The sequence below is a fragment of the Stenotrophomonas sp. CFBP 13725 genome (assembly GCF_014841935.1).
Lineage (GTDB): Bacteria > Pseudomonadota > Gammaproteobacteria > Xanthomonadales > Xanthomonadaceae > Stenotrophomonas.
Genome location: NZ_JACYUV010000001.1, coordinates 575,941 through 598,743 on the forward strand (window position 1 = coordinate 575,941; position 22,803 = coordinate 598,743).

At 64.4% G+C, this 22,803-nt stretch carries 30 protein-coding genes, 2 tRNA genes and 1 pseudogene; 12 read left to right on the top strand and 21 right to left on the bottom strand.

Features of this window, described 5'->3' with window-relative positions; all coding sequences use genetic code 11:
* The first annotated feature begins 194 nt into the window (after nt 1-194).
* The 3 genes from IFT65_RS02525 to IFT65_RS18835 are packed head-to-tail and all read left to right on the top strand — an operon-like array spanning nt 195 to nt 3,594.
* A complete protein-coding gene (locus IFT65_RS02525) occupies nt 195-2,333 on the top strand; it encodes a TonB-dependent receptor (protein ID WP_192079893.1) in 2,139 nt (712 codons plus the stop codon).
* Between the two features lie 8 nt (nt 2,334-2,341).
* On the top strand, nt 2,342-3,472 hold the full coding sequence (locus tag IFT65_RS02530) for a PepSY-associated TM helix domain-containing protein (protein ID WP_192079895.1): 1,131 nt from the start codon (nt 2,342-2,344) through the stop codon (nt 3,470-3,472).
* Entirely contained in the window at nt 3,469-3,594 is a 126-nt protein-coding gene (locus IFT65_RS18835; RefSeq protein ID WP_274602776.1) for a hypothetical protein, read from the top strand. Before IFT65_RS02530 ends, IFT65_RS18835 begins: the two co-directional genes overlap by 4 nt.
* A gap of 222 nt (nt 3,595-3,816) precedes the next feature.
* On the opposite strand, the gene IFT65_RS02535 is transcribed toward IFT65_RS18835, so the two are convergent.
* From IFT65_RS02535 to IFT65_RS02545, 3 genes are all read right to left on the bottom strand, one after another.
* On the bottom strand, nt 3,817-4,107 hold the full coding sequence (locus IFT65_RS02535) for a type II toxin-antitoxin system RelE/ParE family toxin (protein WP_192079897.1): 291 nt from the start codon (nt 4,105-4,107) through the stop codon (nt 3,817-3,819).
* Complete coding sequence (locus tag IFT65_RS02540) at nt 4,100-4,345, bottom strand: type II toxin-antitoxin system ParD family antitoxin (RefSeq protein ID WP_192079899.1); 246 nt, start codon at nt 4,343-4,345, stop codon at nt 4,100-4,102. The genes IFT65_RS02535 and IFT65_RS02540 overlap by 8 nt, the downstream gene beginning before the upstream one ends.
* A gap of 135 nt (nt 4,346-4,480) precedes the next feature.
* A complete protein-coding gene (locus tag IFT65_RS02545; protein WP_342365832.1) occupies nt 4,481-5,632 on the bottom strand; it encodes a DUF1173 family protein in 1,152 nt (383 codons plus the stop codon).
* A 423-nt stretch (nt 5,633-6,055) separates the two neighbouring features.
* Here IFT65_RS02545 and IFT65_RS02550 point away from each other — a divergent pair.
* Nucleotides 6,056-6,721, top strand: a pseudogene (locus IFT65_RS02550) (SOS response-associated peptidase).
* A 546-nt stretch (nt 6,722-7,267) separates the two neighbouring features.
* Here IFT65_RS02550 and IFT65_RS02560 read toward each other — a convergent pair.
* From IFT65_RS02560 to IFT65_RS02590, 8 genes are all read right to left on the bottom strand, one after another.
* A complete protein-coding gene (locus IFT65_RS02560; RefSeq protein ID WP_192079905.1) occupies nt 7,268-7,693 on the bottom strand; it encodes a hypothetical protein in 426 nt (141 codons plus the stop codon).
* A gap of 55 nt (nt 7,694-7,748) precedes the next feature.
* Nucleotides 7,749-7,961, bottom strand: coding sequence for a hypothetical protein (locus IFT65_RS02565; RefSeq protein WP_192079907.1), 213 nt, complete (start codon nt 7,959-7,961; stop codon nt 7,749-7,751).
* A gap of 157 nt (nt 7,962-8,118) precedes the next feature.
* Nucleotides 8,119-8,193 (bottom strand) — tRNA-Gly (locus IFT65_RS02570).
* A gap of 544 nt (nt 8,194-8,737) precedes the next feature.
* Nucleotides 8,738-9,451, bottom strand: coding sequence for a hypothetical protein (locus tag IFT65_RS02575; protein WP_192079909.1), 714 nt, complete (start codon nt 9,449-9,451; stop codon nt 8,738-8,740).
* Entirely contained in the window at nt 9,444-9,680 is a 237-nt protein-coding gene (locus IFT65_RS02580) for a hypothetical protein (RefSeq protein WP_192079911.1), read from the bottom strand. Before IFT65_RS02580 ends, IFT65_RS02575 begins: the two co-directional genes overlap by 8 nt.
* Nucleotides 9,677-9,967, bottom strand: coding sequence for a RusA family crossover junction endodeoxyribonuclease (locus tag IFT65_RS02585; RefSeq protein WP_197973953.1), 291 nt, complete (start codon nt 9,965-9,967; stop codon nt 9,677-9,679). The genes IFT65_RS02580 and IFT65_RS02585 overlap by 4 nt, the downstream gene beginning before the upstream one ends.
* Nucleotides 9,968-9,970: 3 nt before the next feature.
* Nucleotides 9,971-10,117, bottom strand: coding sequence for a hypothetical protein (locus IFT65_RS18470; protein WP_197973954.1), 147 nt, complete (start codon nt 10,115-10,117; stop codon nt 9,971-9,973).
* Between the two features lie 297 nt (nt 10,118-10,414).
* Complete coding sequence (locus IFT65_RS02590; protein ID WP_192079913.1) at nt 10,415-10,603, bottom strand: hypothetical protein; 189 nt, start codon at nt 10,601-10,603, stop codon at nt 10,415-10,417.
* Between IFT65_RS02590 and IFT65_RS02595 the strand changes: the two genes are divergently transcribed.
* Complete coding sequence (locus IFT65_RS02595) at nt 10,602-11,261, top strand: DUF4145 domain-containing protein (RefSeq protein ID WP_192079915.1); 660 nt, start codon at nt 10,602-10,604, stop codon at nt 11,259-11,261. The genes IFT65_RS02590 and IFT65_RS02595 overlap by 2 nt on opposite strands.
* A gap of 8 nt (nt 11,262-11,269) precedes the next feature.
* Here the strand turns inward: IFT65_RS02595 and IFT65_RS02600 are convergent, their stop codons facing one another.
* The 5 genes from IFT65_RS02600 to IFT65_RS18635 are packed head-to-tail and all read right to left on the bottom strand — an operon-like array spanning nt 11,270 to nt 14,050.
* Nucleotides 11,270-11,674: a recombination protein NinB gene (locus tag IFT65_RS02600; protein ID WP_192079917.1), complete on the bottom strand. Its 405-nt coding sequence runs from the start codon at nt 11,672-11,674 to the stop codon at nt 11,270-11,272.
* A complete protein-coding gene (locus tag IFT65_RS02605; protein ID WP_192079919.1) occupies nt 11,671-12,252 on the bottom strand; it encodes a hypothetical protein in 582 nt (193 codons plus the stop codon). Before IFT65_RS02605 ends, IFT65_RS02600 begins: the two co-directional genes overlap by 4 nt.
* Nucleotides 12,249-12,440, bottom strand: a complete 192-nt coding sequence (locus IFT65_RS02610; RefSeq protein ID WP_192079921.1) for a hypothetical protein — start codon at nt 12,438-12,440, stop codon at nt 12,249-12,251. The genes IFT65_RS02605 and IFT65_RS02610 overlap by 4 nt, the downstream gene beginning before the upstream one ends.
* Complete coding sequence (locus tag IFT65_RS02615) at nt 12,430-12,867, bottom strand: hypothetical protein (protein WP_249404998.1); 438 nt, start codon at nt 12,865-12,867, stop codon at nt 12,430-12,432. The genes IFT65_RS02610 and IFT65_RS02615 overlap by 11 nt, the downstream gene beginning before the upstream one ends.
* Nucleotides 12,860-14,050 (bottom strand): DUF1376 domain-containing protein, encoded by a 1,191-nt coding sequence (locus IFT65_RS18635; protein ID WP_249404999.1) that lies wholly within the window; start codon nt 14,048-14,050, stop codon nt 12,860-12,862. The genes IFT65_RS02615 and IFT65_RS18635 overlap by 8 nt, the downstream gene beginning before the upstream one ends.
* A gap of 109 nt (nt 14,051-14,159) precedes the next feature.
* Here IFT65_RS18635 and IFT65_RS02625 point away from each other — a divergent pair, with 109 nt between their 5' ends.
* On the top strand, nt 14,160-14,609 hold the full coding sequence (locus IFT65_RS02625) for a hypothetical protein (RefSeq protein ID WP_192079925.1): 450 nt from the start codon (nt 14,160-14,162) through the stop codon (nt 14,607-14,609).
* Nucleotides 14,610-14,637: 28 nt separating this feature from the next.
* Here IFT65_RS02625 and IFT65_RS02630 read toward each other — a convergent pair whose 3' ends face one another.
* Nucleotides 14,638-15,024, bottom strand: coding sequence for a hypothetical protein (locus IFT65_RS02630; protein ID WP_192079926.1), 387 nt, complete (start codon nt 15,022-15,024; stop codon nt 14,638-14,640).
* A 281-nt stretch (nt 15,025-15,305) separates the two neighbouring features.
* On the opposite strand from IFT65_RS02630, the gene IFT65_RS02635 reads away from it, so the two are divergent.
* The 3 genes from IFT65_RS02635 to IFT65_RS02645 are packed head-to-tail and all read left to right on the top strand — an operon-like array spanning nt 15,306 to nt 16,238.
* Nucleotides 15,306-15,758 (top strand): hypothetical protein, encoded by a 453-nt coding sequence (locus tag IFT65_RS02635; protein WP_192079928.1) that lies wholly within the window; start codon nt 15,306-15,308, stop codon nt 15,756-15,758.
* On the top strand, nt 15,751-15,996 hold the full coding sequence (locus IFT65_RS02640; RefSeq protein WP_249405000.1) for a hypothetical protein: 246 nt from the start codon (nt 15,751-15,753) through the stop codon (nt 15,994-15,996). Before IFT65_RS02635 ends, IFT65_RS02640 begins: the two co-directional genes overlap by 8 nt.
* On the top strand, nt 15,996-16,238 hold the full coding sequence (locus IFT65_RS02645; protein WP_101099120.1) for an AlpA family phage regulatory protein: 243 nt from the start codon (nt 15,996-15,998) through the stop codon (nt 16,236-16,238). The genes IFT65_RS02640 and IFT65_RS02645 overlap by 1 nt, the downstream gene beginning before the upstream one ends.
* 36 nt (nt 16,239-16,274) lie before the next feature.
* Here the strand turns inward: IFT65_RS02645 and IFT65_RS02650 are convergent.
* Together IFT65_RS02650 and IFT65_RS02655 are read right to left on the bottom strand one after the other, a co-directional pair.
* Nucleotides 16,275-16,364: transfer RNA gene (locus IFT65_RS02650), tRNA-Ser, on the bottom strand.
* A 149-nt stretch (nt 16,365-16,513) separates the two neighbouring features.
* The gene (locus IFT65_RS02655; protein ID WP_188326970.1) at nt 16,514-17,506 is read right to left on the bottom strand and encodes a LysR substrate-binding domain-containing protein; all 993 of its coding nucleotides are present in this window, start codon (nt 17,504-17,506) and stop codon (nt 16,514-16,516) included.
* Nucleotides 17,507-17,626: 120 nt separating this feature from the next.
* On the opposite strand from IFT65_RS02655, the gene IFT65_RS02660 reads away from it, so the two are divergent.
* Nucleotides 17,627-18,205 (top strand): NAD(P)H-dependent oxidoreductase, encoded by a 579-nt coding sequence (locus tag IFT65_RS02660; RefSeq protein WP_192079930.1) that lies wholly within the window; start codon nt 17,627-17,629, stop codon nt 18,203-18,205.
* 408 nt (nt 18,206-18,613) lie between these two features.
* On the opposite strand, the gene serS is transcribed toward IFT65_RS02660, so the two are convergent.
* Nucleotides 18,614-19,894, bottom strand: a complete 1,281-nt coding sequence (gene serS, locus IFT65_RS02665; protein WP_192079932.1) for a serine--tRNA ligase — start codon at nt 19,892-19,894, stop codon at nt 18,614-18,616.
* Nucleotides 19,895-20,006: 112 nt separating this feature from the next.
* Here serS and IFT65_RS02670 point away from each other — a divergent pair, with 112 nt between their 5' ends.
* Together IFT65_RS02670 and IFT65_RS02675 are read left to right on the top strand one after the other, a co-directional pair.
* The gene (locus tag IFT65_RS02670; protein WP_192079934.1) at nt 20,007-20,651 is read left to right on the top strand and encodes an energy transducer TonB; all 645 of its coding nucleotides are present in this window, start codon (nt 20,007-20,009) and stop codon (nt 20,649-20,651) included.
* 167 nt (nt 20,652-20,818) lie between these two features.
* Nucleotides 20,819-21,364 (top strand): energy transducer TonB, encoded by a 546-nt coding sequence (locus tag IFT65_RS02675; protein ID WP_249405023.1) that lies wholly within the window; start codon nt 20,819-20,821, stop codon nt 21,362-21,364.
* Nucleotides 21,365-21,450: 86 nt separating this feature from the next.
* Here IFT65_RS02675 and aroA read toward each other — a convergent pair whose 3' ends face one another.
* A complete protein-coding gene (gene aroA, locus IFT65_RS02680) occupies nt 21,451-22,758 on the bottom strand; it encodes a 3-phosphoshikimate 1-carboxyvinyltransferase (protein ID WP_192079938.1) in 1,308 nt (435 codons plus the stop codon).
* Between the last annotated feature and the right edge of the window lie 45 nt (nt 22,759-22,803).

Sequence of the window (22,803 nt, forward strand, 5' to 3'; positions counted from 1 at the left end):
CTATGGATGGCCTGGCGAAGTGGCAGGGTCGACGCGGCACTGTGGCGATCCCAGCGTTGGAATCGCCGACGATGTCCTGCGCCTGCAGCCTCTTCGGCGTCGCCACGACATCAGACCGGACCTCAAACCGAAGGGTCGACGCGATCGGCCTACATGTTAATATTTCTCATTCGCACCTACTGACCGCCGCCTCGATGACCTGCAAGCCGCTCCGCTTCTCTGCCCTGGGCCTGGCCCTGACCTCGGCCTGTGCGTCTGCCCATGCGGCCCCGCCCTCCTCGCCCGATGTGCGCCAGCTGGACGCTGTGCAGGTGCTCGGTCGCGCCCAGAGCCTCTACCGGGTGGACGACGCCACGGTCGGCACGCGCACGGACACGCCACTGGCGCTGGTGCCGCAGTCCATCCAGGTGGTGCCGCGCGAGCTGATTGAAGACCAGGCGGCCCGCCAGATCACCGACCTGTACCGCAGCATCAGCGGCATCAGTTTCTTCAGCTATGCCGGCGTGACCCTGCGCGGCTTTCGCCAGGAGAACGTGCTGTATGACGGCCTGCGTGGCGACCCCTATGCTGGTTTTTCGGTGCCGCAGCTGTTCAACATCGAGCGCGTGGAGGTCCTGAAGGGGCCGGCCGGCGCTCTGTACGGCGGCGGCGATGCTGGGGGCGTCATCAACTACGTGACGCGCAAGCCGAAAGCCACCCCGGAGCGCCGCATCGAACTGCAGGCCGGCAACAACGATTTCAGGGCCGCATCGATCGACGCCACCGGGCCATTGAATGCGGCGGGCACCGTGCGCTATCGCGCCGGGCTGTATGGCGACACCGAACAGGGCGTGCGCTGGAACGCGGACAGCGAGAGCGTGATCGGGGATGCATCGCTGGCCTTCGACGTCGGCGACACCGGCGAGCTGACCCTGCAGTTCACCGACATCACCCAGAACCTGGGCGGCAACCGCCTGCGCGGCGTGCCTGTGGACGACAACGGCAGCTTTCTGACCGACCGTCGCTGGAACCACAACGAAGCCACCGACTTTCTCGACATGCGCGCCAAGGTTGCCCTGGCGCAGTACCGCTTCTCGCCCAGCAGCAACCTGGACGTGGATGTGGGTGCACGCTGGTTCGAGAACAACGAACATCAGATCTACCACGAGCCGATGGGGCTGATCGACCGCAACCGCGACGGCGTGCCCGAATGGATGACCCGCCAGCTGCGCAACCAGATCCGCGACAACGACGCATTCACGGCCAACGGCAACGCCGTGTGGCGCGTCAGCACCGGCAGTATCGAGCACAAGGTGCTGTTCGGCGCCGATGTGTACCAGCAGGATGCGGACTTCACCGCGCAGACGGCCAACAGCGCCGACCTGGCGCGGGGTGCCGGCCCGGTGCCGGGCATCGACCTGTTCAACCCGGTGTATGGCGCAAGTTCGTGGCGCGACTACAACCTGGCCGCCCTGCCCTGGCGCAGCACGAGCACGCGCAGCAAGCGCTATGGCGGCTACCTGCAGGACGAACTGACCCTGACACCGCGCTGGCATGTGCTGGCCGGACTGCGCTGGGACGGGTTCAAGGACGATGACCGCATTGCCGGCACCAGCGTGGATGGCAACGACATCAGCTGGCGGCTGGGCAGCACGTATACCGTGCGCGACGGCGTCAATGTCTACGCCAACATCGCCAGCGGCTTCATGCCCCAGAGCGCGGCCAACCAGAGCGCCGAGGCGGGCGGCCCGTTCGATGCCGAGCGCAGCAAACAATGGGAAGTCGGGTTGAAATCCCTGCTGGCCGAGCGTGTGACCCTGAACCTGGCCGCATACCGGATCGACCGCAGTAATATCGTGCAGGCCACCGGCGAGATCGTGGACGGCGTCAACCAGCTGGCCGCCCTGGGCCTCGTGCGCAGCACGGGCATGGAGCTGGATCTGCTGGCCGACGTCACCGAGCGCTGGGTGCTCAACCTGACCTACGCCTACAACGATGCGCGGGTGAAGGATGCCGGCAGCAACGGCATCACCAATGCTTCGGGCGACCGCTTCGCCAATGCGCCGCAGAACAAGCTCGGCCTGTGGACACGCTACGACCTGCCGGCGATCAACTCCGCCATCGGCTTCGGCGCCGATTACGTGGATGAGCGCGTCAGCCTGGATGGTCAACGGGTCAAGCCATACACCGTGTTCGACATGAGCTGGAAGACGCAGTGGCAGCAGTGGCAGTTCCAGGCCAACATCAAGAATCTGTTCGACAAGGTCTATGCCGCCAGTGGGTTCACCGAGCGCACCGGCCACTTCCCGGGTGAGCCACGCCGCGTGTACGTGCAAGCGGCTTACTCCTTCTGAGCCTGCCCATGCGCCAGCCTACGCCAGCGCACCCCACCCGCCCTGCGCGCAGCGGGAGTGGGCGCCGGCTGTGGTTCGACCTGCACAGTTGGCTGGGCCTGAAGCTCTGCCTGTTCATGGGCTTTGTCTGCCTCACCGGAACGCTGGCGGTGTTCTCGCAGGAGATCGACTGGCTGCTGCACTCCCCCATGCGCGTGGCTGACGGGGGCGAGCAGGCCAGCTGGGGTGCGGTCATCCATTCCGCACAGACGGCACATCCGGACTGGGAACTGGAAGGCATCACCGCCGGCCATACCCGCCTGTTCGCGGCGCGCGCGCAGATGCACCTGCCCGATGGAAAGCGACGCTTCGTCTGGGTCAATCCGTATACCGCGCGGGTGACCGGCGACACCGGCTGGTTCAATACGCAACGGCTGCTCCGCAACACCCACCGCCACCTGATGCTGCCGGTGGTCTGGGGCGTGCCACTGGTGGCGGCGCTCTCCATCCCGCTGCTGCTTTCGCTAGTGAGCAGCCTCTACATCTACAAGAAGTGGTGGCGGGGTTTCTTCAAACGGCCCGACCCTTCGCGACCGCGCCGCCTGTGGGGCGATGTGCATCGCTTGGCAGGGGTGTGGTCACTCTGGTTTCTGCTGCTGATCGGGTTGACCGGGGCGTGGTACCTGATCGAATCGCTCGGCGGCGATGCACCGGCTGCGCCCACGATGCAACTGGCCAAGGGCAGCGACCGCATTGCCCCCGTAGACCCGGCCGCCGTCGATGACGCGGTAGCGAGCGTCCGCCAGCAATGGCCCGGGCTCGCCATCCTCGCGGCCATTCCCGCGGTCGATGGCGGCAGCATCCTCTTCATGGGCGAAGCCGACGCCTGGCTGGTGCGGGAGCGAGCAAACAACATCGCCGTCGACCTGCATACCGGGCAGGTGATGGGCATGCATGACGGCCGCGCGCTGGGCGTGCATCAGCGCATTGCAGAAATGGCCGATCCGCTGCACTTCGGCAGTTTCGGTGGCTGGTCCATCCGACTGCTCTGGTTGCTGGCCGGCACCCTGCTGACCGGTCTGTGCTTTACCGGGGTATATCTCTATGGACTGCGTACCGTGGATTCCCTGCGATCGGCAGCAAAGAGGAGGCAGGCATGAGTGGTGAGAAGCTGCCGGGGCCTTGGCGCGCGGCATGGCACGGCATGGGGCGTTGGAGATGGCTGTGGCTGGTGTTGTTGCTGGTGTGGGCGTCGCTGGTGCCGTTTGAGGCGGGGAAATAGATTCGGTTGGCCAAATTGCTGGCTTCACTCGTGCTGCCGGGGTGATTCCCCCGCAGGTAAGCAGAAGCCATAAGTGGAATCTTCTCGTAACCTAACCCGAGGAGATCCCATGAAACGTCACGATTCACCGACAGCCAGATCATCGCCGTACTCAAGAAGGCCGGCGTCAACAGCATAGCTGCACTTTAGGCGACCGCTAGAAACGGGGGGAATTGGGGAACCTCACAGGTAACGCAGCGCATCCATCCGATCATGCAAGACACGAATGATCGCGATCCCATACTCGGTGATGCGAAAGTAGACCATGTGCCGCTCAACGCGGCTGCAACGGTAACCCGGCCGGATGTGGTCACAAGCTTGGGCGGTCTTGGGCGACTGCGCCAAAGCAGCAAAAGCGGCGGTCAGAATGTCGATGTAGCGATGCGCTTGCTCCACGCTCCACTGTTGAACGGTATAGGCCCAGATCACCTCCAGGTCACGCTCGGCGGCCGGTGCAAGGCGATACTCAACCATGCTTGGCCGACATCCGCTGCTTGAAGGCGTCAGCGTCGAAGGGGCGCGGTTCGCCGCTGGACTCACCGACCATCAGCGCCGAACGGATCGCCTCCACTTCGGCGCTACGCTCCTGCTCACGGCGGATCAGGTCGCGGATGTATTCGCTGTCGTTGGTGTAGTGACCGCCATCGATCTGAGCCTTGATCCAGCCGTCCTGCTTGTCGGTCACAGTGATGGTCTTACGCACGGTTCCCATGATTCGGCGTCCTGTATCGTCATCAGCAGCGCAAAGGCTATCATACTATTGGTGCGCAATGACGCAGGCGAGGCATTAGTTGACCACGCAGCCGAGCCAAGTCCCTTGGCGGCGTATCCGCAGTGGACGACTGACCTAAGCAGACTCAGCCGACACAGGAAGGGGCGGAATCGTAGCAGTCGCATAGGCATCCCATTGCCACCAACCAGATGGGTAGCTCGCATTGTAGTGAGCAACTTTGATCACCTTTCGCGCCAGATACTCCGGCGTGTTCATGCCGAACACTTCCATCGGGTAATCGCGAAACATGTCCAGCAGCCAAAAATCCGGGAAAACCGCATCAAGCGCCGAGTCAAAACGAAGCGGCTTGTAGAAGCTGCGTTGGTTGTCGTAGAGCAACTGTTCCACTGTCGCCTCATGGCCGGAATCCAGAGGAATCAGGCGTTCACTGACCCGCATCAGCGCGACCTTGTTCACGTCCGCATAGGGCTTGGTTCCGGCCCGAACGCTCACATGCAAGATGGCATAGATCTGAGCCCCCGCCTCCCAGGCATTCAACTCGGCTACGAAGCTCTCGGTTACCGCCGTCCTCGCCATATCGGCCAAGTACATAGCTGGCATGCCGGCGGCGCTGCGCAGGGGCAGTCGTTCGAGCACTGCATCACGATCCGGGTTGTATCTTGCCAGCGGCGCAATGGCCACCACGTTGCGCTTGTGCTGCCGGGCAGTCGCCACGACCTGGAGGTTCCTTTCCTTTTCCTTGGAACCATCAGCGGCGGGCACCAACAGCACGTCGTTTAAGGTCATTCTTGCAGTACTGATCCGTTGCGCTTGCTCGGCCATCAAACGGGCGACAAGCCATTCGCCACGCTTTCCATCCATTGCCGGGTACCACTGGATCAGACCGCTTTCGGTCCAGAGCAGATGCAAGAGTCCCAGCAGCGACATCGCGTCGCGTTTCACGCCCGGTCCCGCAACGCGCGGCGGTGCTGGCTTGGCCTCTGTCTTGGCTTGACGCGGCTGACGCAGTGGAAGGTCCAACCGGACATTCAGCCCCCCATCCTCAAGTTCCTTGACCGCCTTGAGGCTGTAAGCCTGCAACCCCGAACTGGTGGCATCCGGTGAGTAGAAGCGGCAGTTCCGACGATGGCTCGGACCAGAGCCAGGGTAACGATGCAGGTGATAGTTGTTGCGCAACTGGACCGAAAGCCGACCTTCGCCAGTCGGCGTGCAAAGACAAACGAAATGGGTCACACGTTGGGCACGGGTAGGCAGGCTCAGTCTCACGGGCTACGACAGTCCTGTCAGTTCAGCGCAGTTTCACGCGCGCATGTGGCGTGACAGCGTGTGATCGGCAACATTTTTATGAATGCTCCTTCCCCATTCGACGTCACGCTATCACACCAAAAAACACGGAAGATCACGCGAGTTCATGGAAGGTCATCGGCAACTGAACACGCGTCAAAAGCGGGTATTTACGGCGCTGCGGAAATGAATAACTTGCATCGTCAAACCACCAGAAGGACACACCCGCCGATGTTCGCCTTGCAACTGAAGCTCAAATTCCGCACCACGCGCGCCAACCTCTTGCTTTCAGCATTCCTCATGACCCTGCCAGCATCATTTGGTCCGCCGGCCCACGATGTGACTGCCTGCCAGACCACAACGCCGATGCAAGCGCCCTCACACGGTCAGGCTTAGGCTAGAGCTATGTGCGGCCGATTCGTCCAAACCCCGATCTTCAAGCCTGACCAGCTCGGCCTGCCCGATCTGGCGCAGGACTTGGTCGAGCTGCCGCCCAGCTACAACCTGGCGCAGACCCATCGCGCGTCGGTCATCCTCGACCGCGGCGCAGGGCGGCAGGTCACCCGCCTGGCGTGGGGCCTCCTGCCATTCTGGGCAAAGGCCAAGGGCCTGCAGGGATCGACGATCAACGCGCGGATCGAAACCGTGGCCACGAAGCCAGCGTTCCGCACGGCCTTCAAGAAACGCCGCTGCGTGGTGCCGATTGCCGGCTACTACGAATGATCGGTTAGCCCCGAGGACGGGAAGAAGGATCCGTGGTTCATCCACGCGGCCGGGCCCCTGCTGGCGGCCGGCCTGTGGGAAGACAACAGCCCACTGCTGGCCGAGGGCAACCTCGGCACCTTCACCATCATCACCGGCGACAGCAGCGGCGTATCGGCTGATATCCACGACCGCATGCCGGTGTGGCTGCAGCCCGGGCAGGTGGACGACTGGATGGCCGCCGAGCCCGACGACGCCATGGGGATGCTGCTGGCCAGCGAGCCTCCAGCCATGGAGACCTACCGCGTCAGCCGTGCTGTGAACTCGCCCCGCAACAACGTGGAACAGTTACTTGAGCCGGTGGCCTGAGCGGAACACCGGAATGCTACGCTCATACCTCTTCGTGGGGCGAAAGATCCGGATGCACCCAGACGCCAAATTCTCAGATGCAATACGAACCGCGCGCCTCTCACTCAACCCGTTCTCTCCAGCCGACGCGGACGAGGTATTTGGTGCGCTGACGCCGACTCTGACACGCTACATGTCTTTCGAACCGCCAACGCGGGACGAGTTCGAGGGTATCTGGCAACAGTGGGTCCGCTCAATGGAGGATGCGTCGGAGTTCACGTTCGTCGTGCGCCGCCTCCAAACGGATCAGTTCGTCGGAGTCGCAACCCTGCACAGGCGGGATATAAGCGAGCCCGAACTAGGCATCTGGGTCAGCGAGCAAGAGCACGGGCATGGCTACGGAGGCGAGGCAGTGAAAGCGCTGATTGGTTGGTCGAACGTGCGGTTCTGTCCCGCCGCCTACCGCTATCCTGTGGCCGTTGCCAATCAGGCGAGCCGCCGGATCGCGGAGCGGCTCGGGGGCAAGCTGTCTGGACAGGAGACTTCTGAGAAGTTTGCGTCCGTCGTTTACAGAGTGCCTTCCGTCGGTTCTTCGACCTTGACCGCCTCAAAGCGGTAGGTAGAGCCGACCTCGAGCGGCGAAGACATGGCCAGCGGCACCGTCATGGTCAGCTGGGCCGCACCGATGCTGGCCTCCGGCTGGAACTGCAGCGTGGCCACGCCAGGCTGGTTTGCGGACTCGGTGCGCTGATTGAGGCTGGCTGCGAAGCTCATGGCTGCGGACGCCTCACCGGCGCCGGCCTCGCCCGCCTCCACCTTCACGGCGGTCCAGTTATAGCGGGCGCCGACCTCCATGGCTGCGGCGGTCGCGGGTGCAGTGGAGAGCGTGAGCTGCTGAGTGCCAATGGCCTGTTGCGGGACGAACTGCAGGATGACCACGCCGCGCTGGGAAGCGCTTTCGGTACGGAGGTTCAATACGGTCTCAAAATTCATGGTGTTCCGCCTCTTGAAAAGGATGGGCCGCGCATGCGCTGGCGGCCAGGCAGGGTTACTGCTCGATGGAAACAATGGAAAGGTTCTGCGTGATTGCCTGACTGTCGAAAGACCCGGAACTGTGGGTCACAGACTGCTCGCCATAGGCCACGATTTCGGCGCGGTAGGAGCGGTCCAGCGCACCGTTGGCGCTGTCGTTCAACGTGATCGAACCTGACCACGCCGAGTTGGCGATGTCCGGGCCGTCCGTCTCGTTGGTGATGTCCACGCCACCGCCGGCTGTGAACGAAGTCCACAACGCTTCGTTGCCGCCCTGTACGGTGAGCGATCACCGCGCTGGGGCAGAACCTCGCTCGGGGTATGGGTGCCCGCCCCGCTCCCGGCTGGGCACGAGGGTTGATCCGGTGTGGGGATGCGGGCGTAGCTGGAGCGGGCCATGGGATTCGAACCCATGTGGTCAGCTTGGAAGGCTGATGCCTGAGCCACTCGGCCAGGCCCGCGCTAAGTGTTCGGGACGCGTCCGTTGACGGTTCCCGCAGAACTGTTGTAGTGGCATCTCCATCGCGGAGATCACTTCCATGAGTACACAAGCGTCACTCGCCCCCTACCCTCGCCAGCAACACCTGATCAGCGTTGGCCGCATTCTCTGCGGCCCTGATTGGGAATCGGGAATGGCCAGCCTGCTTGGCATTTCGAAGCAAACCATCCGCGCCTGGGCAACGGGTGCCGAGCTAATGCCTGCTGAGGCGGTGTGGCCCCTCAACCGGCTCGCGCGCCGCCATGAGAGGCTGCTCGCTGCTCAGTGCGACTTCATTGAGAAGATAGAGAGTGAGTTGCATTTGGAGGCGTGCCTTGGACTTGAAGCACGAGGGTCGAAGACGGCGGATCTGCAGACTGGCCCAGCGCCCATCTGGCAACGCACCCCATGAACGAAAAAGCCCCGCTCGATGGCGGGGCTGGTAAGTTTGGCCGGCGGCCAAGTCTCGCGATGTTGTGGATTCTGCAGGCCAAAGCATGGACCCGGCAACACCACGTTTTCCGGACCTATGCTGCGCGTGCCTCGGGCACGTAATCCGAGCTGCTCAGTGCGCGGGAAAACTTGCGCGCTGACACCTCGCCCGCCTGATGCAGCTCGGCCAGTAACCACTCGAACACCGGCCTCCAACGCTTCGGGTACGCCGAGGGATCACACCCCATCGCCAGAGCTCGACGTCGGTCCGGAAGAGGCTCAATGCCGGTGCACCTGCACTCGGGGCACCCTTTCTCGCTGACCAGCCCGGTGCCGCGACAGTTACCGCAGTGGTTGCCGCTGGCCAGCTCCTGCACGACGGCATCGACCATTCGGCTGAGGTGCTGGTAGGTGTTGCGCAGCCAAGCGGCGGCGCGCGCCTGGTCAACGGCAACCTTGCGCTGCTCTAGGGCGCGGCGCTGCGCATCCGACATCCCGCGCCGCCCCAGCGACACGATGGCCTGCACGAACTCCAGGTCGGCCTCCGCATCGGCCAGCGCTCGCGCGCGGCGGGTGAACTCAGGCCGGACGATGGCCAGCACCGCCTCAGCGAGCTTGGGCCGGTGCCGCAAGGCGCCATCGGGCAGGTACACCGCTTCCATCACCTCGCGGCCCAAGCCGGCCGGGACCATGCCGAGCGCGGCAGCGATATCGGACGTCGTCAGGCTGGGCGCGCCTCCCCCCTGCCCCACGTCAAAGCGCACGGTCTGCGGGTTCAGGCGGGCCAGCATCTCGCGGCGGTCAACCATGGGTGTTCTCTCCTGGGGTACTACTGTTGGTAGAAATGCCGCGCGCTTCTGCAAGGGTGGCGCGCCAGCGATATGCGGTTGCTCGATGCATGCCGAAGTCGTCCATCAGCTCCTGGAAGGTGGGGAGGCGGCGCCGGTACTTGTCAGCAACCCGGCAGGCGATCAGCAGGCCCAGGCGAACTGAGTGCCGGGGCCCTCCGATCTCCTCGCTGTAGCGCCGCGTGGTCATGGCAGCAGCCGCTCGATCTCGATTACGCAACCCGGCGCATCGAGAGCGTGCGCGCCCTCGCCTGGGTAACGCTTCGAGGCTGTGCACTCGACCACCCTCGCGTCATCGCGCCACAAGCCCGCGTCGGTGATGGCGTCCTCCGTGGAACGCACCAGCTTCGACAGGTCGGGCAGCTTGCTGGGCAGCGTTACGCGGCGCTTCGGGGCGCTGGTTGGCTTGGGCAGGGTGAAGGTCATCCGCACGCGCAGGGGCTCATCCAGCAGCGCGAGGCCCAGCTGCGCACGCACCTGCTACGCCGCAGCTTTGACGTCCTGTCTCCACGGCCTGACCTTCTTCGACGACTCGGCCAGGATCGCCCGGCCATCCTTGGCCAGCCCCTTGAACGACTTGCTGCCCTGCGGCGCCGGCGACCCGTAGACCACGATGCGGATGCTCATGCGGCCACCTGGATCGCGCCCATCTGCCACAGGGCCAGCATCGTGCGCTCGTGCCCGCGTAGCCAGATCTCAGCCTTCTCCTCGCGGGTGAAGCGCCTCCCTTGGTCCAGCTCGCGGTGGCAGCTCCGGCAACCGCTGGCGACAAAACAGTCGTGGGCCTTGAGTCCGCCGCCCTACCCGTGCCGGCTCTGGTTGCTGTGCGCGGGCTCGCCGAAGCCGCCGTCGCAGCAGTTTTCGATCTGCAGGCTGCACTCGACTTGGTAGACAGCGTCCAGTAACGCGCGGTCGCGGTAGTTGCTATGCACCGGCGTCACCCCTGCAGCGGGCGCGAGAAACCAACAGCGCCGCAATCAAAGCCGCGACGAAATCAAATTTGCCGTCGGCTGAGCAGCCATCATAATGCTCAAAGAGACGCGTTGCGGTTGTAGCGTCGAGGTAATCAAGCTCGCCCTCAATTTTCTTGGACTGGAAAGGAATATCAGACATGGCTGTTACCCACGTTGCGAATTGCCCTCACTGCCGAACGGAAAATGTCGGAATGACCTACGTCGCGACATCTGTTCCGCGCAGGAGTGATCCAACGGTCGTTTTTCGTTGCAATAGCTGCCTTAATTTGGTGTGCGCTCTCCTTAAATCTGACAGCGGCATGTACCACTGGATTGAGCAGTCGGCGGGGAACTTGGATGACGTATCTCGGGTAAACCACGCCCGGATCCAGCATGTTTACCCGCAGCAGGAGCGTGCATACGCACCAGAACACGTCTCGAACGCAGTAAAGCGGGCTTTCCTCCAAGGCGAAGACAACGCCGCCAGGCGCCAATCTGATGCTGCAGCGGCGATGTACCGAAAGGCCCTCGATCTGGCGACGAAGGAGCTTGATGCAGGCCTTGCTGGTAAAAATCTCGCGCCGCGAATCGATGCACTTCATAAGGCGGGGAAACTGACTCAGGACCTCAAAGACTGGGCGCATATGATTCGATTGGATGGGAATCATGGCGCCCACGACGACGAAGAACTCACGCGAGAGGAGATCGCACAGCTCGCTAGCTTCACAGAACTGTTCCTTACCTACACCTTCACTCTTCCGGCTCAAGTTGCAGGCAAGAAGGCCGCTGCAGTTCAAGCTGTTGGAAATGGCCCCTAGCTCGTCACTCATGCGGCCTCCGCGAAATCGCGCGGGTTGTGCCCCAGTCCAAGGAGCACCGTGTCCGACCAGCGCACCGGCCGCGCGTGCATGCCCTGCTCGTCTGGGTGGTCGCCGATGTGCACCAGCACGGTGATGGCATCGCAGGCCAGCGACTTCGTCAGCTTCATGCTGGATCCGCCCAGCATGATGTGGCCAGGTGCGCCCTGCCCCCGGTCGATCGCGGGTATTAGGCGCCAGCCCAGCATCGTGCCGGCCACCATGTGCCGCCAGTCGTCCTTCGTAAGACGCTGGCCGTGCCAGGACAGGCCGGCGGCAAGATCACCGCAGATGGCGTTGAGCATGCGCTGCTGCTTGGTCGTCATCATCCCCTCGCCGCGGTCCTGCCAGTCGGAGGGCTGGATTCCGCTCATGCTGCTTTCTCCGCAGCGACGGCCGCCAACGCCGCAGCGGTCTCCGCCGCGCGAGTGCTCGGTTGCGGCGCTGGCTGCATAAGCCGCTGGTGAAGCACGGAATGGAACTCCGCCGCACCAACGCGCACCTTGATGCGGGCCATGGCCGACAACAACATCTGCATCTCGCCTTCGTGGAAACGGCGCTCGAATGCCCATGGGTTGTGACCTTGGTGCCAGGTCTTCGGCTCGTGGCCGGAGGTCAGGAACACGCGCCTCCCTGAAACCTCCAGAAGGCCCCAGCCGGTGGGTATCTCGGCCGCACGGAGCAAACCCCTCGGGGCCATGTAGTACCGGTACAGGCCAAGGCCTTTGGAAGGTTCCGCGCGGAACGGCTTCTTCCGATCAGCGAGGAAGTCCGAGCGACTGACCTTGCATTCGATGAGCATCGAACGCCCGGTGTACCAGCCAATGGCATCCGGGTTTTCACCGTTGGCCGTCGCTGCGCACAGCTCTTCCAACACCACCGGGCAACCCGCGGTATTGCGTAGCCAGCGACCGGCGATCTTGACGAGGTCCGTATGGGTAAGGTCGCTCATGCCGCCACTCCCAGTTTCATTTCGTAGTCCCGCTGGTCCCAGCCGGCTTCCCATTCCTTGCGCTGCAGATGTCCGGCGGTGCCCATCTCGTACAGCGGCACCGAGCTGCGCGGCTTGTGCGCCTCGCGCATGTAGCGGCCTGTTTGGCGCGCGCGCAGCAGCAGCTCCTTGCTGACCTCAGGCTGCATGTCGGACCTCATCGGGCTCGCTAACCGGAGCGGCCTGCACTTCCGGCGCCGGATCCGCAACTCCCAGCAAGTCCGCGATGTCGTCCATGTGGCGGGCAACTTGGTCGCGGGTCGCCGGAACCGGATGCCGCACCTCGTGCTCGATCTCAGCCACCGGCGCCGGCGGCAGGTCACCGCCGCGCATCACAAACTCCTTCGCCCGGTTGTAGGCGGCCTGCAGCAGCTTGTCGGCCTTGTCGGCACTGGCCAGCCGGTAGCGGTGTCCGTCCAGGTAGTGCCACACCAGCCGGGTGAAGCCGTCCTGCTGGCCAGCATCGGCGCGCACCGCGTCGAATGGAGGAATGCCCAGGCACATCATCCGGAACTGCGGCAGCGTCGGCGGCCACGGATCCGCAGTGGCAATGCAGGCGGCGAGGCCGTCAGCCATTTGCCGTCCCGACAACCCGGAAAGACCCTTCGACCACGTCTTCGCCGCTGCCCCCGCCGGATCCGCCGTATACCCACTCGTCCACTTGTGTCCGTAGATCTGAGCCATGTGCTTCCAGAGCTGATCCATGACGTGCTGCGATTGCAGACGTGGCGTCGATGACGTTTCCGCCCTGCTCTCGGGCGCGGATGAACTGCTCAACTTGGTCGGCAGGAGCGAGGCGACGTGTTCCATGGTGGGTTCCGGTGTTCTGCGGTGGTTGCTTGGGGCCTTCGGCGTGGCGGGCCCGGGCGGTGGTGATCGCCCAGGCGAAGGGCTTCGCCACCGGTGGTGCGCGGCTCAGGCCCTCAGTGACGGTGTCGCCCAAGGCCTGCGGCGTGACGCCCTCGCCGAGAGCGGCCAGCAGGTCCGGATGGCTCGGGTTCGTCGTGTGGCAACCAGCTCGGCGCATGAGCAAGCACGCCTGCCCCGCCAAGGTCGCGCCCTCAGAGATCTCTGGTGCTTGCTGAGATCTATCTGGAGTAGATATATCTGTCCCTGTCCCTGTCCCTGTCCCTGTCTTAGCCGTGACATGTCCGTGACCTGTCCCTGTGACAGGTGGTGTGACAGGTGGAGTGACACGCTCCATGCCGTCACAGTCGTCCGAATCGTCGTCGCCTTCCCCGCCGCTGCACTGCTTATCGACCTGCACGACCTGTAGCTCGTATCGCTCCAGCAGCTTCCTCAGCTCGCCGGTTCTGATGTTCCATACGGGGGAGATACCCACCGCGCGCAGTGCCTTGAATGCCAAGGAACGCCACTCGCGCTCCCGGCGCTTCCTGTCGTTGTCATGCTCCTTGCCGGCGCGGTATTCCTTTCTCTCGGCCCACGCTTCGACAGCCTTCTCCGCGACCACGGGGTGATACCAGCGCCCATCGCTGCATACGACGAAGCCGCGCATCGCGCCAGGCTTGACGGCCAACCAGCCGCGAACATCGCGACCGAAGCCGGCATAGGCTGCCAGTGCTTGATCGTTGTCCGGCAGGCTCGCCGCCGGCAGCTGATTCCAGGCAGCGCACCACAGCAGCACCGCAGCACGGAACTCGTCGCCGGTGGCCATGATGGCTAGATCGCTGTCACGGAGCCTCGCAACGTCCAGTGGCATGAACGGCATGCCGCGGAGGTCGACGTCAACCTGATCCAAGGCACGCCCGAATGGCATACTCGCGCAGTGAGTTGAATGCGTTCGGCCAGAACATGCGCAGCCAGTTCCGCGACGCGCTAGCCCTGATCGACGGCCAGGCGGTCCAGTCGTGAGCCTGCCCTACGAGAACGCCACCAGCGGCAGCAACGCCATCAACGATATCCAGAAGATGCTGCGCGCCTTCGGCTGCCAGCGCTTTGCCACCGGCGAGGACTACGACACGGGCGAGCTGTTCATCCAGTTCGAGCACCGCGGCCGGCAGGTGCAGTTGAAGGCCAGCGCGCGGGGCTACGCCGCCGCCTGGCTACGCGAGCATCCATACGGCCCGCGCGTGCGCGCCACCAAGGCCGAGCACGAATCGAAGGCAATGAAGATCGGCGGTATCGCGGTCTACTCAATCCTGCGCGACTGGGTGAAGGGTCAGGTCACCGCCATCGAGATCGGCATGCTGACCTTCGAGGCGGCGTTCCTGTCGCACATCCTGCTGCCCAGCGGGCAGACGGTCATCGAGCACGTGCAGCACCAGAAGCTGCTCCCACAGGAGCAGGCGAATGGTTGAGACAAAGCGCTTGCTTGCTGGCAGCCCCTCAACTTTCCTCAGCCTGCAAAGCTCCACCGATGAGGTTAATCGCAACCAAGAGATCGGCAGCCGCCTTCTCCAGAGTGCTTTGAAAAACATCCATGACTTCCACGTTGTCACCGGTGTAATTCTTCACCGCGTCACGAACAGCCCACTCCATTCGCTTGGCGGCCGCTGCTCCCATCACCGCTCGGCTAAGCGGCACAGCAGCGGAACCGAGAACGTGCAGTTTCTCCAGACGCGCTTCCAGCATGGGCGGAATCCGGAGAATATCGCCACCCTCCACGTCGAAGCTTTCGGTGATTGCCATCCGACGCTTCAACTTAACGTGGTGCGCCAGTTGCCTGATCTTGTGCTGCCAATCGATCAAGCCGGTCAAAAGCAAAACACTCATGCCGCGAGATTGATCTACTGCATCACGTCGCCTGCGTCGGCCCTCTGCTTGAGCAAGCACGAGCGCAACGACCACGGCAGCGAAGGTCCCAACCGCCGACGCCCAACCGGCAGCCTCAGCGCTCGCAAGTTGAGGGACGCCCATAAAGCCGATGGTTACCGCACCTCCGAGCCCGAAACAAAGAGGCGCCAAGAACCAAGGGCTTGCCCCATGCCGCAAGACGTCTCGCAATCGGCTATCCACTGCCGTCCTTCCTCACCTGGCCAGGAGCCGATTCTGTCATGACAGCCCGCGAACGACCCATCCTGTTCAACGGCGCCATGGTGCGCGCCATTTTGGCCGGCGCGAAGACGCAGACGCGGCGTGCGCTCCGCGACCAGAATCCCGTCGATCTTGGCGCAGCAAGGCACGGTTCGCATCTACGTCGGAAGCCTATGTTCGACAGCGTGGCCAATCGTGTTGTCGGCACTTCGCTGGTGGATGTGAACTGCCCCTTCGGCCAGCCCGGCGACCGGCTGTGGGTGCGGGAGACGCACGCCATCTTCCCTACGCACGGCCAGCACCGCGCCGATGGCGAGCGCTGGGGGCCGTGGGGCGGCCTGCCGACCACTATGTCGGGTGGCGGCAAGCAGTTCGCCTTCCGCGACCTTTGGACCAGCACCGGCGGCGACTGGGGCAACAACCCGTGGGTGTGGGTGATTGAGTTCAAGCGCGTGGAGGTGGCAGGTGGCTGACCTGCTGAAGGAAGAAGCGCCCGACCACCGGGCGGTGGGCCACGAGCTGGCCCGGCGCTCCGGGGTGGACCTGACGCGCGCACGGAAAGGCGTCGTGCGGCTGTGGCAAGCACGCGGCCTGGCGCTGATCGCGCTGGTGCGCGGCGACAAAGAAGAGGTGGCCAGGATCATGGCGCATGCGAAAGGCCGCACTGGCAAAACGAAACCGCCCGCGATCGACGCGGCGAAGGAGCAATGATGAGCGGCAAGAAGACCGCGGCCGATCTGGCCGCCGACCTCCAGGACATCGAGGTCGTGATGATCCGCACCTCATTGAGTCGGGCGTCGATCTATCGCCGAATGGCACAAGGCAGCTTCCCTAAGCAGCGGAAGCTGGGCGCACGTACGGTGTGGGCGAAATCGGATATCGACCGCTTCTGCGCTGAAGTGATCGGAGACGGAAGTATGGGAGACTGTATGGGACAGGATTTGGCAGCGTAGTATTCCACTGCCTTTTCAGTCACTTACAAAAGGTCTTGGCGGAGAGAGTGGGATTCGAACCCACGGAAGGTTTGACCCTTCGCCGGTTTTCAAGACCGGTGCCTTAAACCGCTCGGCCATCTCTCCGATGTGCTGCAGTCCCGGAGGCTGTCCGGGGAGGCGTATTCTCGCATGCGTCGGGGGCGTTTGCCCATGGCTCGGCGCGTGCCAGTAGCCCGGATGGTGAAGGTTTACGCCGAGCATGGCTCGGCGCTACCAGAGGTCAGCCTGTTGGGTCAGCCGGCGTCTACGGCCAACGCGCCCAAGGCTGTCGCCTTGATCTTCTCTTTGGCCCGTTCGCACGCGCCGCCGCAATCCAGTCGTGAGGCTTCCAGTTGCGGCGGTAGGTGCTCGGCCAGGAAATCGATGAACACCCGCACGGCCGGCAGCAAGCCGCGGCGTGAGGCGAACACCGCGTGGCAGATGCCCTGCGGCAGCGACCATTCGGGCAGCACCACTTCCAGCTCGCCCTTGCGCACGGCATCGGCGCAGACCGTTTCCGGCAGCATGGTGATGCCGAAACCGTCTTTGACCATGCTCTGCAGCAGCGGGAAATCGAAGCCGGCTACGCGCGGTTGCAGGTCGACGCGGCGCACGGCGCCTTCCGGTCCATGCAGTTCCCATCGCTGGCGGGCCTCGTCTTCACTGATGCTCAGTGTTACGTGGTTGATCAGCTCATCCGGATCCTTCGGGCGGCCGGCCCGATCCAGATACTTCGGGCTGGCGACCAGCAGTTCCTGCACCTGGCCGAAGCTGCGCATGACCAGGCTGCCGTCGTCATCCAGCCGCGAACGGACGCGCAGGGCGACGTCGTAGCCTTCATTGATGATGTCTACGCGGCGATTACTGATGTTCAACTGCAGCCGCACTTTGGGGTACTGCTCCAGGAACTTCGGCAGCAGCTTGGGCAACTGCATCTGCGCCAGCGATACCGGCACACTTGCGCGTACCAGGCCACGCGGCTCGGCGCTCAGGCGGTCCACGACCTCGCGGGCGGCTTGGGCTTCAGCCAACATTGTCTGCGCATGGCGGTGCACGCTGGTGCCGACGTCGGTGACGGCAAAGCGACGCGTGGAGCGCTGCAGCAGGCGGACGCCGAGGTCGGTTTCCAGCTGGCTGATACGGCGGCTCAGGCGCGACTTGGGGATGCCGAGCGCACGTTCTGCTGCGGCAAAACCGCCGTGGTCGACCACCATGGCGAAGTAGTAGAGATCGTTGAGGTCTTGCATGTCGCAGTTCCATAGGTAGAACAATACGTGGCATTCAACCATCTTTATCCCACATTGGCAACAACCTATCGTGTGCCCTGTCGGCGGCGCTTAAGCCTCCCCCATACATAGGTGACTGCCATGAAGCTTCTGCATATCGACGCCAGCGCGCTTGGCGACAATTCGGTTTCCCGCCAGCTGTCCGCGGCGGTGGTTGGCCGTTTCAAGGATTCCGCTACGGACCTGGATGTGGCGTACCGCGATCTGGACGCAAACCCGATCCCCCACCTGCGCGGCAGCTCGCTGGCCCAGCTGGATGCGACAGAAACCGCCGATGCGCAGCAGGTGTTGGAGCAGTTCCTGGCTGCTGACGTGGTGGTGATCGGTGCGCCGATGTACAACTTCAGCATCCCGTCCACGCTGAAGGCTTGGATCGACCGCGTTGCGGTGGCCGGCAAGACGTTCAAGTACACCGAGGCAGGCCCGGTTGGGCTGGCGGGTGGCAAGCGGGTGATCATTGTGAGCAGCCGTGGCGGCATCTATACCGATTCGCCGGCGGACTTCCAGGAGCCGCTGCTGCGTCAGGTGTTTGCCTTCATGGGCATCAATGACGTGGAATTCGTGCGTGCTGAAGGCATCGCGTATTCGCCGAAGCATCGCGAAGAAGCGATCGCGGCGGCACTGGCGAACCTGCCGGAAGCGGAGCTGGCTGCGGCCTGAGGTGGTTGAAGTGTTCCAGCGGTTGCTGGCGGCTCGTCGTCGGCCGGTGACCGTGGGCTGAAAGTGTCCCTCCCCCGTTTCAGCCCGTGTAGCGGCCCTGCAGAGATGTGGGGCCGTTTTTTTTTGCGGTGTGTTGGGGCGCGGGGTAGCGCCGAGCAGTGCTCGGCGAGCGCAGCGGTGGGTGGGCTGACGGCCGGCGGCCGACATTGCCGCGAAGTGCAGCCGGCTGAAGCCGGCTCTACCGAGCGCGCACGCGGGTGCGGCGGCGGGGCGGGTGGGACGGCCGGGGCCGTCGTTGCCCGATGGCGTGGCGCGAGGTGCGGTGGATTGGACGGCCGGGGGCCGTCGTTGCACCATGGTGTGGTGCGAAGGGCAGCCGGCTGAAGCCGGCTCTACCCGGTTGGTCGGTCAGGCGATGGTTTCCAGGCCGCCCATGTAGGGGCGCAGGACGTCGGGGACGGTGATGCTGCCGTCTTCGTTCTGGAAGTTCTCCATCACGGCGATCATGGCGCGGCCGACGGCCACGCCGGAGCCGTTGAGCGTGTGCAGCAGCTCGGGCTTGCCGGTGGTGGGGTTGCGCCAGCGGGCCTGCATGCGGCGGGCTTGGAAGTCGCCGGTGTTGGAGCACGAGGAGATCTCGCGGTAGGTGTCCTGTGAGGGCAGCCACACTTCCAGGTCGTACGTCTTTACCGCGCTGAAGCCCATGTCGCCGGTGCACAGCAGCACCTTGCGGTACGGCAGGCCCAGCTTTTCCAGCACCACTTCGGCGCAGCGGGTCATGCGCTGGTGCTCGGCATCGCTGTCCTCCGGGCGGCAGGCGGTGACCAGTTCCACTTTCTCGAACTGGTGCTGGCGGATCATGCCGCGCACGTCGCGGCCACCGCTGCCGGCTTCGGAACGGAAACACAGCGAGTGGGCGGTCATGCGCAGCGGCAGGCGATCGGGGTCGACGATTTCGTCGCGCACGATGTTGGTCAGCGAGATTTCCGAGGTCGAGATCAGGTACCGCTTCTGCTCACCCAGATGGGTGATGAACATATCCTCTTCGAACTTCGGCAACTGGCCGGTGCCGTACAGGCTGTCGGCGTTGACGATCACCGGCACGTTGGTTTCCTGGTATTCGTGCTCGCCGCTGTGCAGGTCGAGCATGAACTGGGCCAGGGCGCGATGCAGGCGCGCGATCGGGCCGCGCAGCACGGTGAAGCGGGAGCCGGACAACTTGGCCGCGGTCTCGCCGTCCAGCCACTTGTTGCGGGCACCCAGTTCTACGTGGTCGAGCACCTTGAAATCAAACTGGCGCGGGGTGCCCCAACGGGACTGCTCCACGTTGTCACTCTCGTCGGCGCCGGCTGGCACGTCCTCAGAGGGAATGTTCGGGATCATCATCGCGATCGCGTCGATCTTCTCGCGCAGTTCGTCCAGGGTCACTTCCGATGCCTTCAGCTCATCTGCGAACGCGGCCACTTCGGCCATGATCGCCGACACGTCTTCGCCCTTCGCCTTGGCCTGGCCGATCGCCTTGGAACGGCTGTTGCGCAGGCTCTGCAGCTCCTGCGTGCGCACTTGGATGCGCTTGCGGTCGCTTTCCAGCGACTCCAGTGCAGACACGTCGAGCTCGAAGCCGCGACTGGTGCGCAGGCGTTCGGCGAGGTCGGCGGGCTGTTGGCGAAGCAGGGCTGGATCGAGCATGGCGGAAGGTCGTTTGTGGATCAGGAAGCCGATTATCGCTTGTTATGCGGATTTCTGCCGCCGGTTCATCGGGGCTGTGCCAGAATCGCCTGGTCCCTTCACGGTTTCAGTCATGCCTGCTACCCGTTCTACGTCCGGCAAGTCGATCACCCTGCAGATTCCGCGCAACAGCCTGAAAATCGCCGGCATCGCGTTTGCCGTCGGGCTGTTGCTCTTCGTGGCGGTCTGGCTGGCAAGCCGCGACAAGGGCTTCTTCCAGGCCGAACCGGCAGCGAAGACGCCGCAGGAAGTGGCGGAAGTCGAGCCGTTGCCGGAGCCCTTGGCCGCTGCGGCCGGGTCCAGTGACATGCCCGAGGCGCGCCCTGCCCCGCCGTCGGAAGAAGTACCGCAGTTGGTCGAGACCACGCCTGCACCGCCGGCAATGAGCGAAGGCGTTCCGGCACCGGGCACTGCCCCGGCTACCGCAGGTGCCCCGGCCAATGACCGCCCGATGCCGATCCCGGGCCAGTCGCCGCCGCCGACCTATCCGCCCGCTGCCCTGCGCCGCGGCGACGCCGGTTCCGTCGTGGTGCGCGTGGATGTGGATGCCACCGGCCGCGCGTATGGCGTGACCCTGGTGCAGCGCAGCGGTTCGCGCGATCTGGATCGCGCCGCCATGGAAGCGGTGCGCCGCTGGAAGTTCACCCCTGCGGTGAGCAATGGCCAGCCGGTGACGGGCAGTGTCGAAGTGCCGTTCGATTTCACGCCGGGTCGTTGATCACAACCCGTCTGCATCGCTGAACGGTGCCGATACCCGAACCTGAACTCCATGCACCGCGTTGACGCGATGCTTACGCACACGCCATGCCGACCGCGCAAGACTCGGGGCGACGTCGGAAACGACAGTGCAGGAGAATCACCATGAGTGCGACCCATGCTCCCGATATGCCCGCTTCGTCGCGTCACCAGGCCGATGGTGACCTCGCAGTAGAACGCCGTCGCCCCTCACCGCTGTTGTGGATGGCGTTGATCGTGGCGATGTTTGCGGCGGCCTTGGTGTGGTTGCGGATGGCGGACACCGAAGTGGCGCCAGCGCCGATCGGCGAGCGCATGCTGCCCGCCACCAATGCCCCCGTGGCCACCGCGCCAGCCGAGCGCCCGCGTGCCGCAGCCCCTGCCACACAGCAGCGCGCGGCCCCCGCCGTACGCAATCGCGAGGCGCGTCCGCTGACCAGCAATGCCAAGCCGACTTACCCGACCACTGCGCTGCGTAATGGCGTGCAGGGCAGCGTGGTGGCGAGCTTGAAGGTAGCGCCGACGGGTGCCGTCACCGATGCGAGCATCGTGTCGCGTACCGGCCAGCGTGATCGCGACCTCGACCGCGCCGTGCTGAGCACCGTGCGCGGTTGGAAGTTCGAGCCGGCCATGCAGAATGGCCGTGCCGTTGCCAGCGTGGTCAACGTGCCGGTGGACTTCCGTACTCAGCGTTAAGCAACATCGCGTGACGTGAAACGAAAATGCCGACCCAGCGGGTCGGCATTTTCAATTCCGGGAACGGCCAGCGGCCGTCTTTGCCCTCACGCCAACCCGAACCCCGCACCACCCGCCAGCGCATCAAACCCGGGGAACGAGGTCGCCACATTGGCCACATCGTTGATCCGCACCTCCCCGTTGCTCAACTGCCCGGCAATGGCGAAGGACATCGCGATGCGGTGGTCGCCGTGGCTTTCAATCGTGCCGCTGCCCAGCGTGGCGCCACCATGGATCGTGGCGCCGTCTTCGGTCTCATCCACCTGCACACCCAGCGTACGCAGGCCGGTCGCCATGGCGGCCAGACGGTCGGATTCCTTCACCCGCAGTTCGGCCGCGCCGGTCACCACGGTGTTGCCTTCCGCTGCGGCGGCGGCCACGAACAGCGCCGGGAACTCGTCGATCATGTCCGGCACCAGGGCCTCGGGAATCTGCGTGCCCTTCAGCGGTGCGTAGCGCACCACCAGATCGGCGACCGGTTCCCCGCCCTGCTCGGCCGGATTCTCTTCACGGATGTCCGCGCCCATCAGGCGCAGCGCATGCAGCAGCCCGGTGCGGCGCGGATTCAAACCCACCTGCTGCAGTCGCAGTTCGGAACCGGGGATGATGCTCGCGGCGACCAGGAAGAACGCGGCCGACGAAAAATCGGCCGGCACCACGATGTCGGTCGCACGCAGGCGCTGGCCACCGCGCAGGCGGGCCTTGCCCGGCGAGTACTCGATGTCCACGCCGAAAGCGGCGAGCATGCGCTCGGTGTAATCGCGCGTCGGATGGGGTTCCACCACGGACGTTTCGCCGCTGGCATACAACCCGGCCAACAGCACAGCGGATTTGACCTGCGCGCTGGCCACCGGCGAGGCGAAGTCGACGCCGTGCAGCGCCTGGCCACCGCGCACGTGCAGGGGCGGCGTGCCGTCCTCCTGCGTATCGATCTGGGCACCCATCTGCGCAAGCGGGCCGGTGATGCGGCGCATCGGGCGACGCGACAAGGATTCATCGCCGACCAGCACACTGTCGAACGCCTGCCCGGCCAGCACGCCGGCGATCAGCCGCATGCCGGTGCCGGCATTGCCGCAATCCAGCTCGCCCACTGGGGCCTGCAGGCCGTCAATGCCCACGCCATGCACCACGCGCCGCGACGGCGATGGCGTTTCCATGCGTGCGCCCATCTGGCTGAAGATGCGCGCGGTCGCACGGGTATCTTCGCCTTCCAGGAAGCCATCGATGGTGGAGGTGCCGTCGGCCAGCGCGGCGAACATCACCGCGCGGTGGGACACCGATTTGTCGCCGGGAATGACCAGGCTGCCCTGCAGGGGCTGGCCCTTGCGGGCGATCCAATGCTGCGTGTTGCTCATCGTCTGCTGCTTCCGTCAGCGCCGCCGTGCGGCGATGGAACTGGG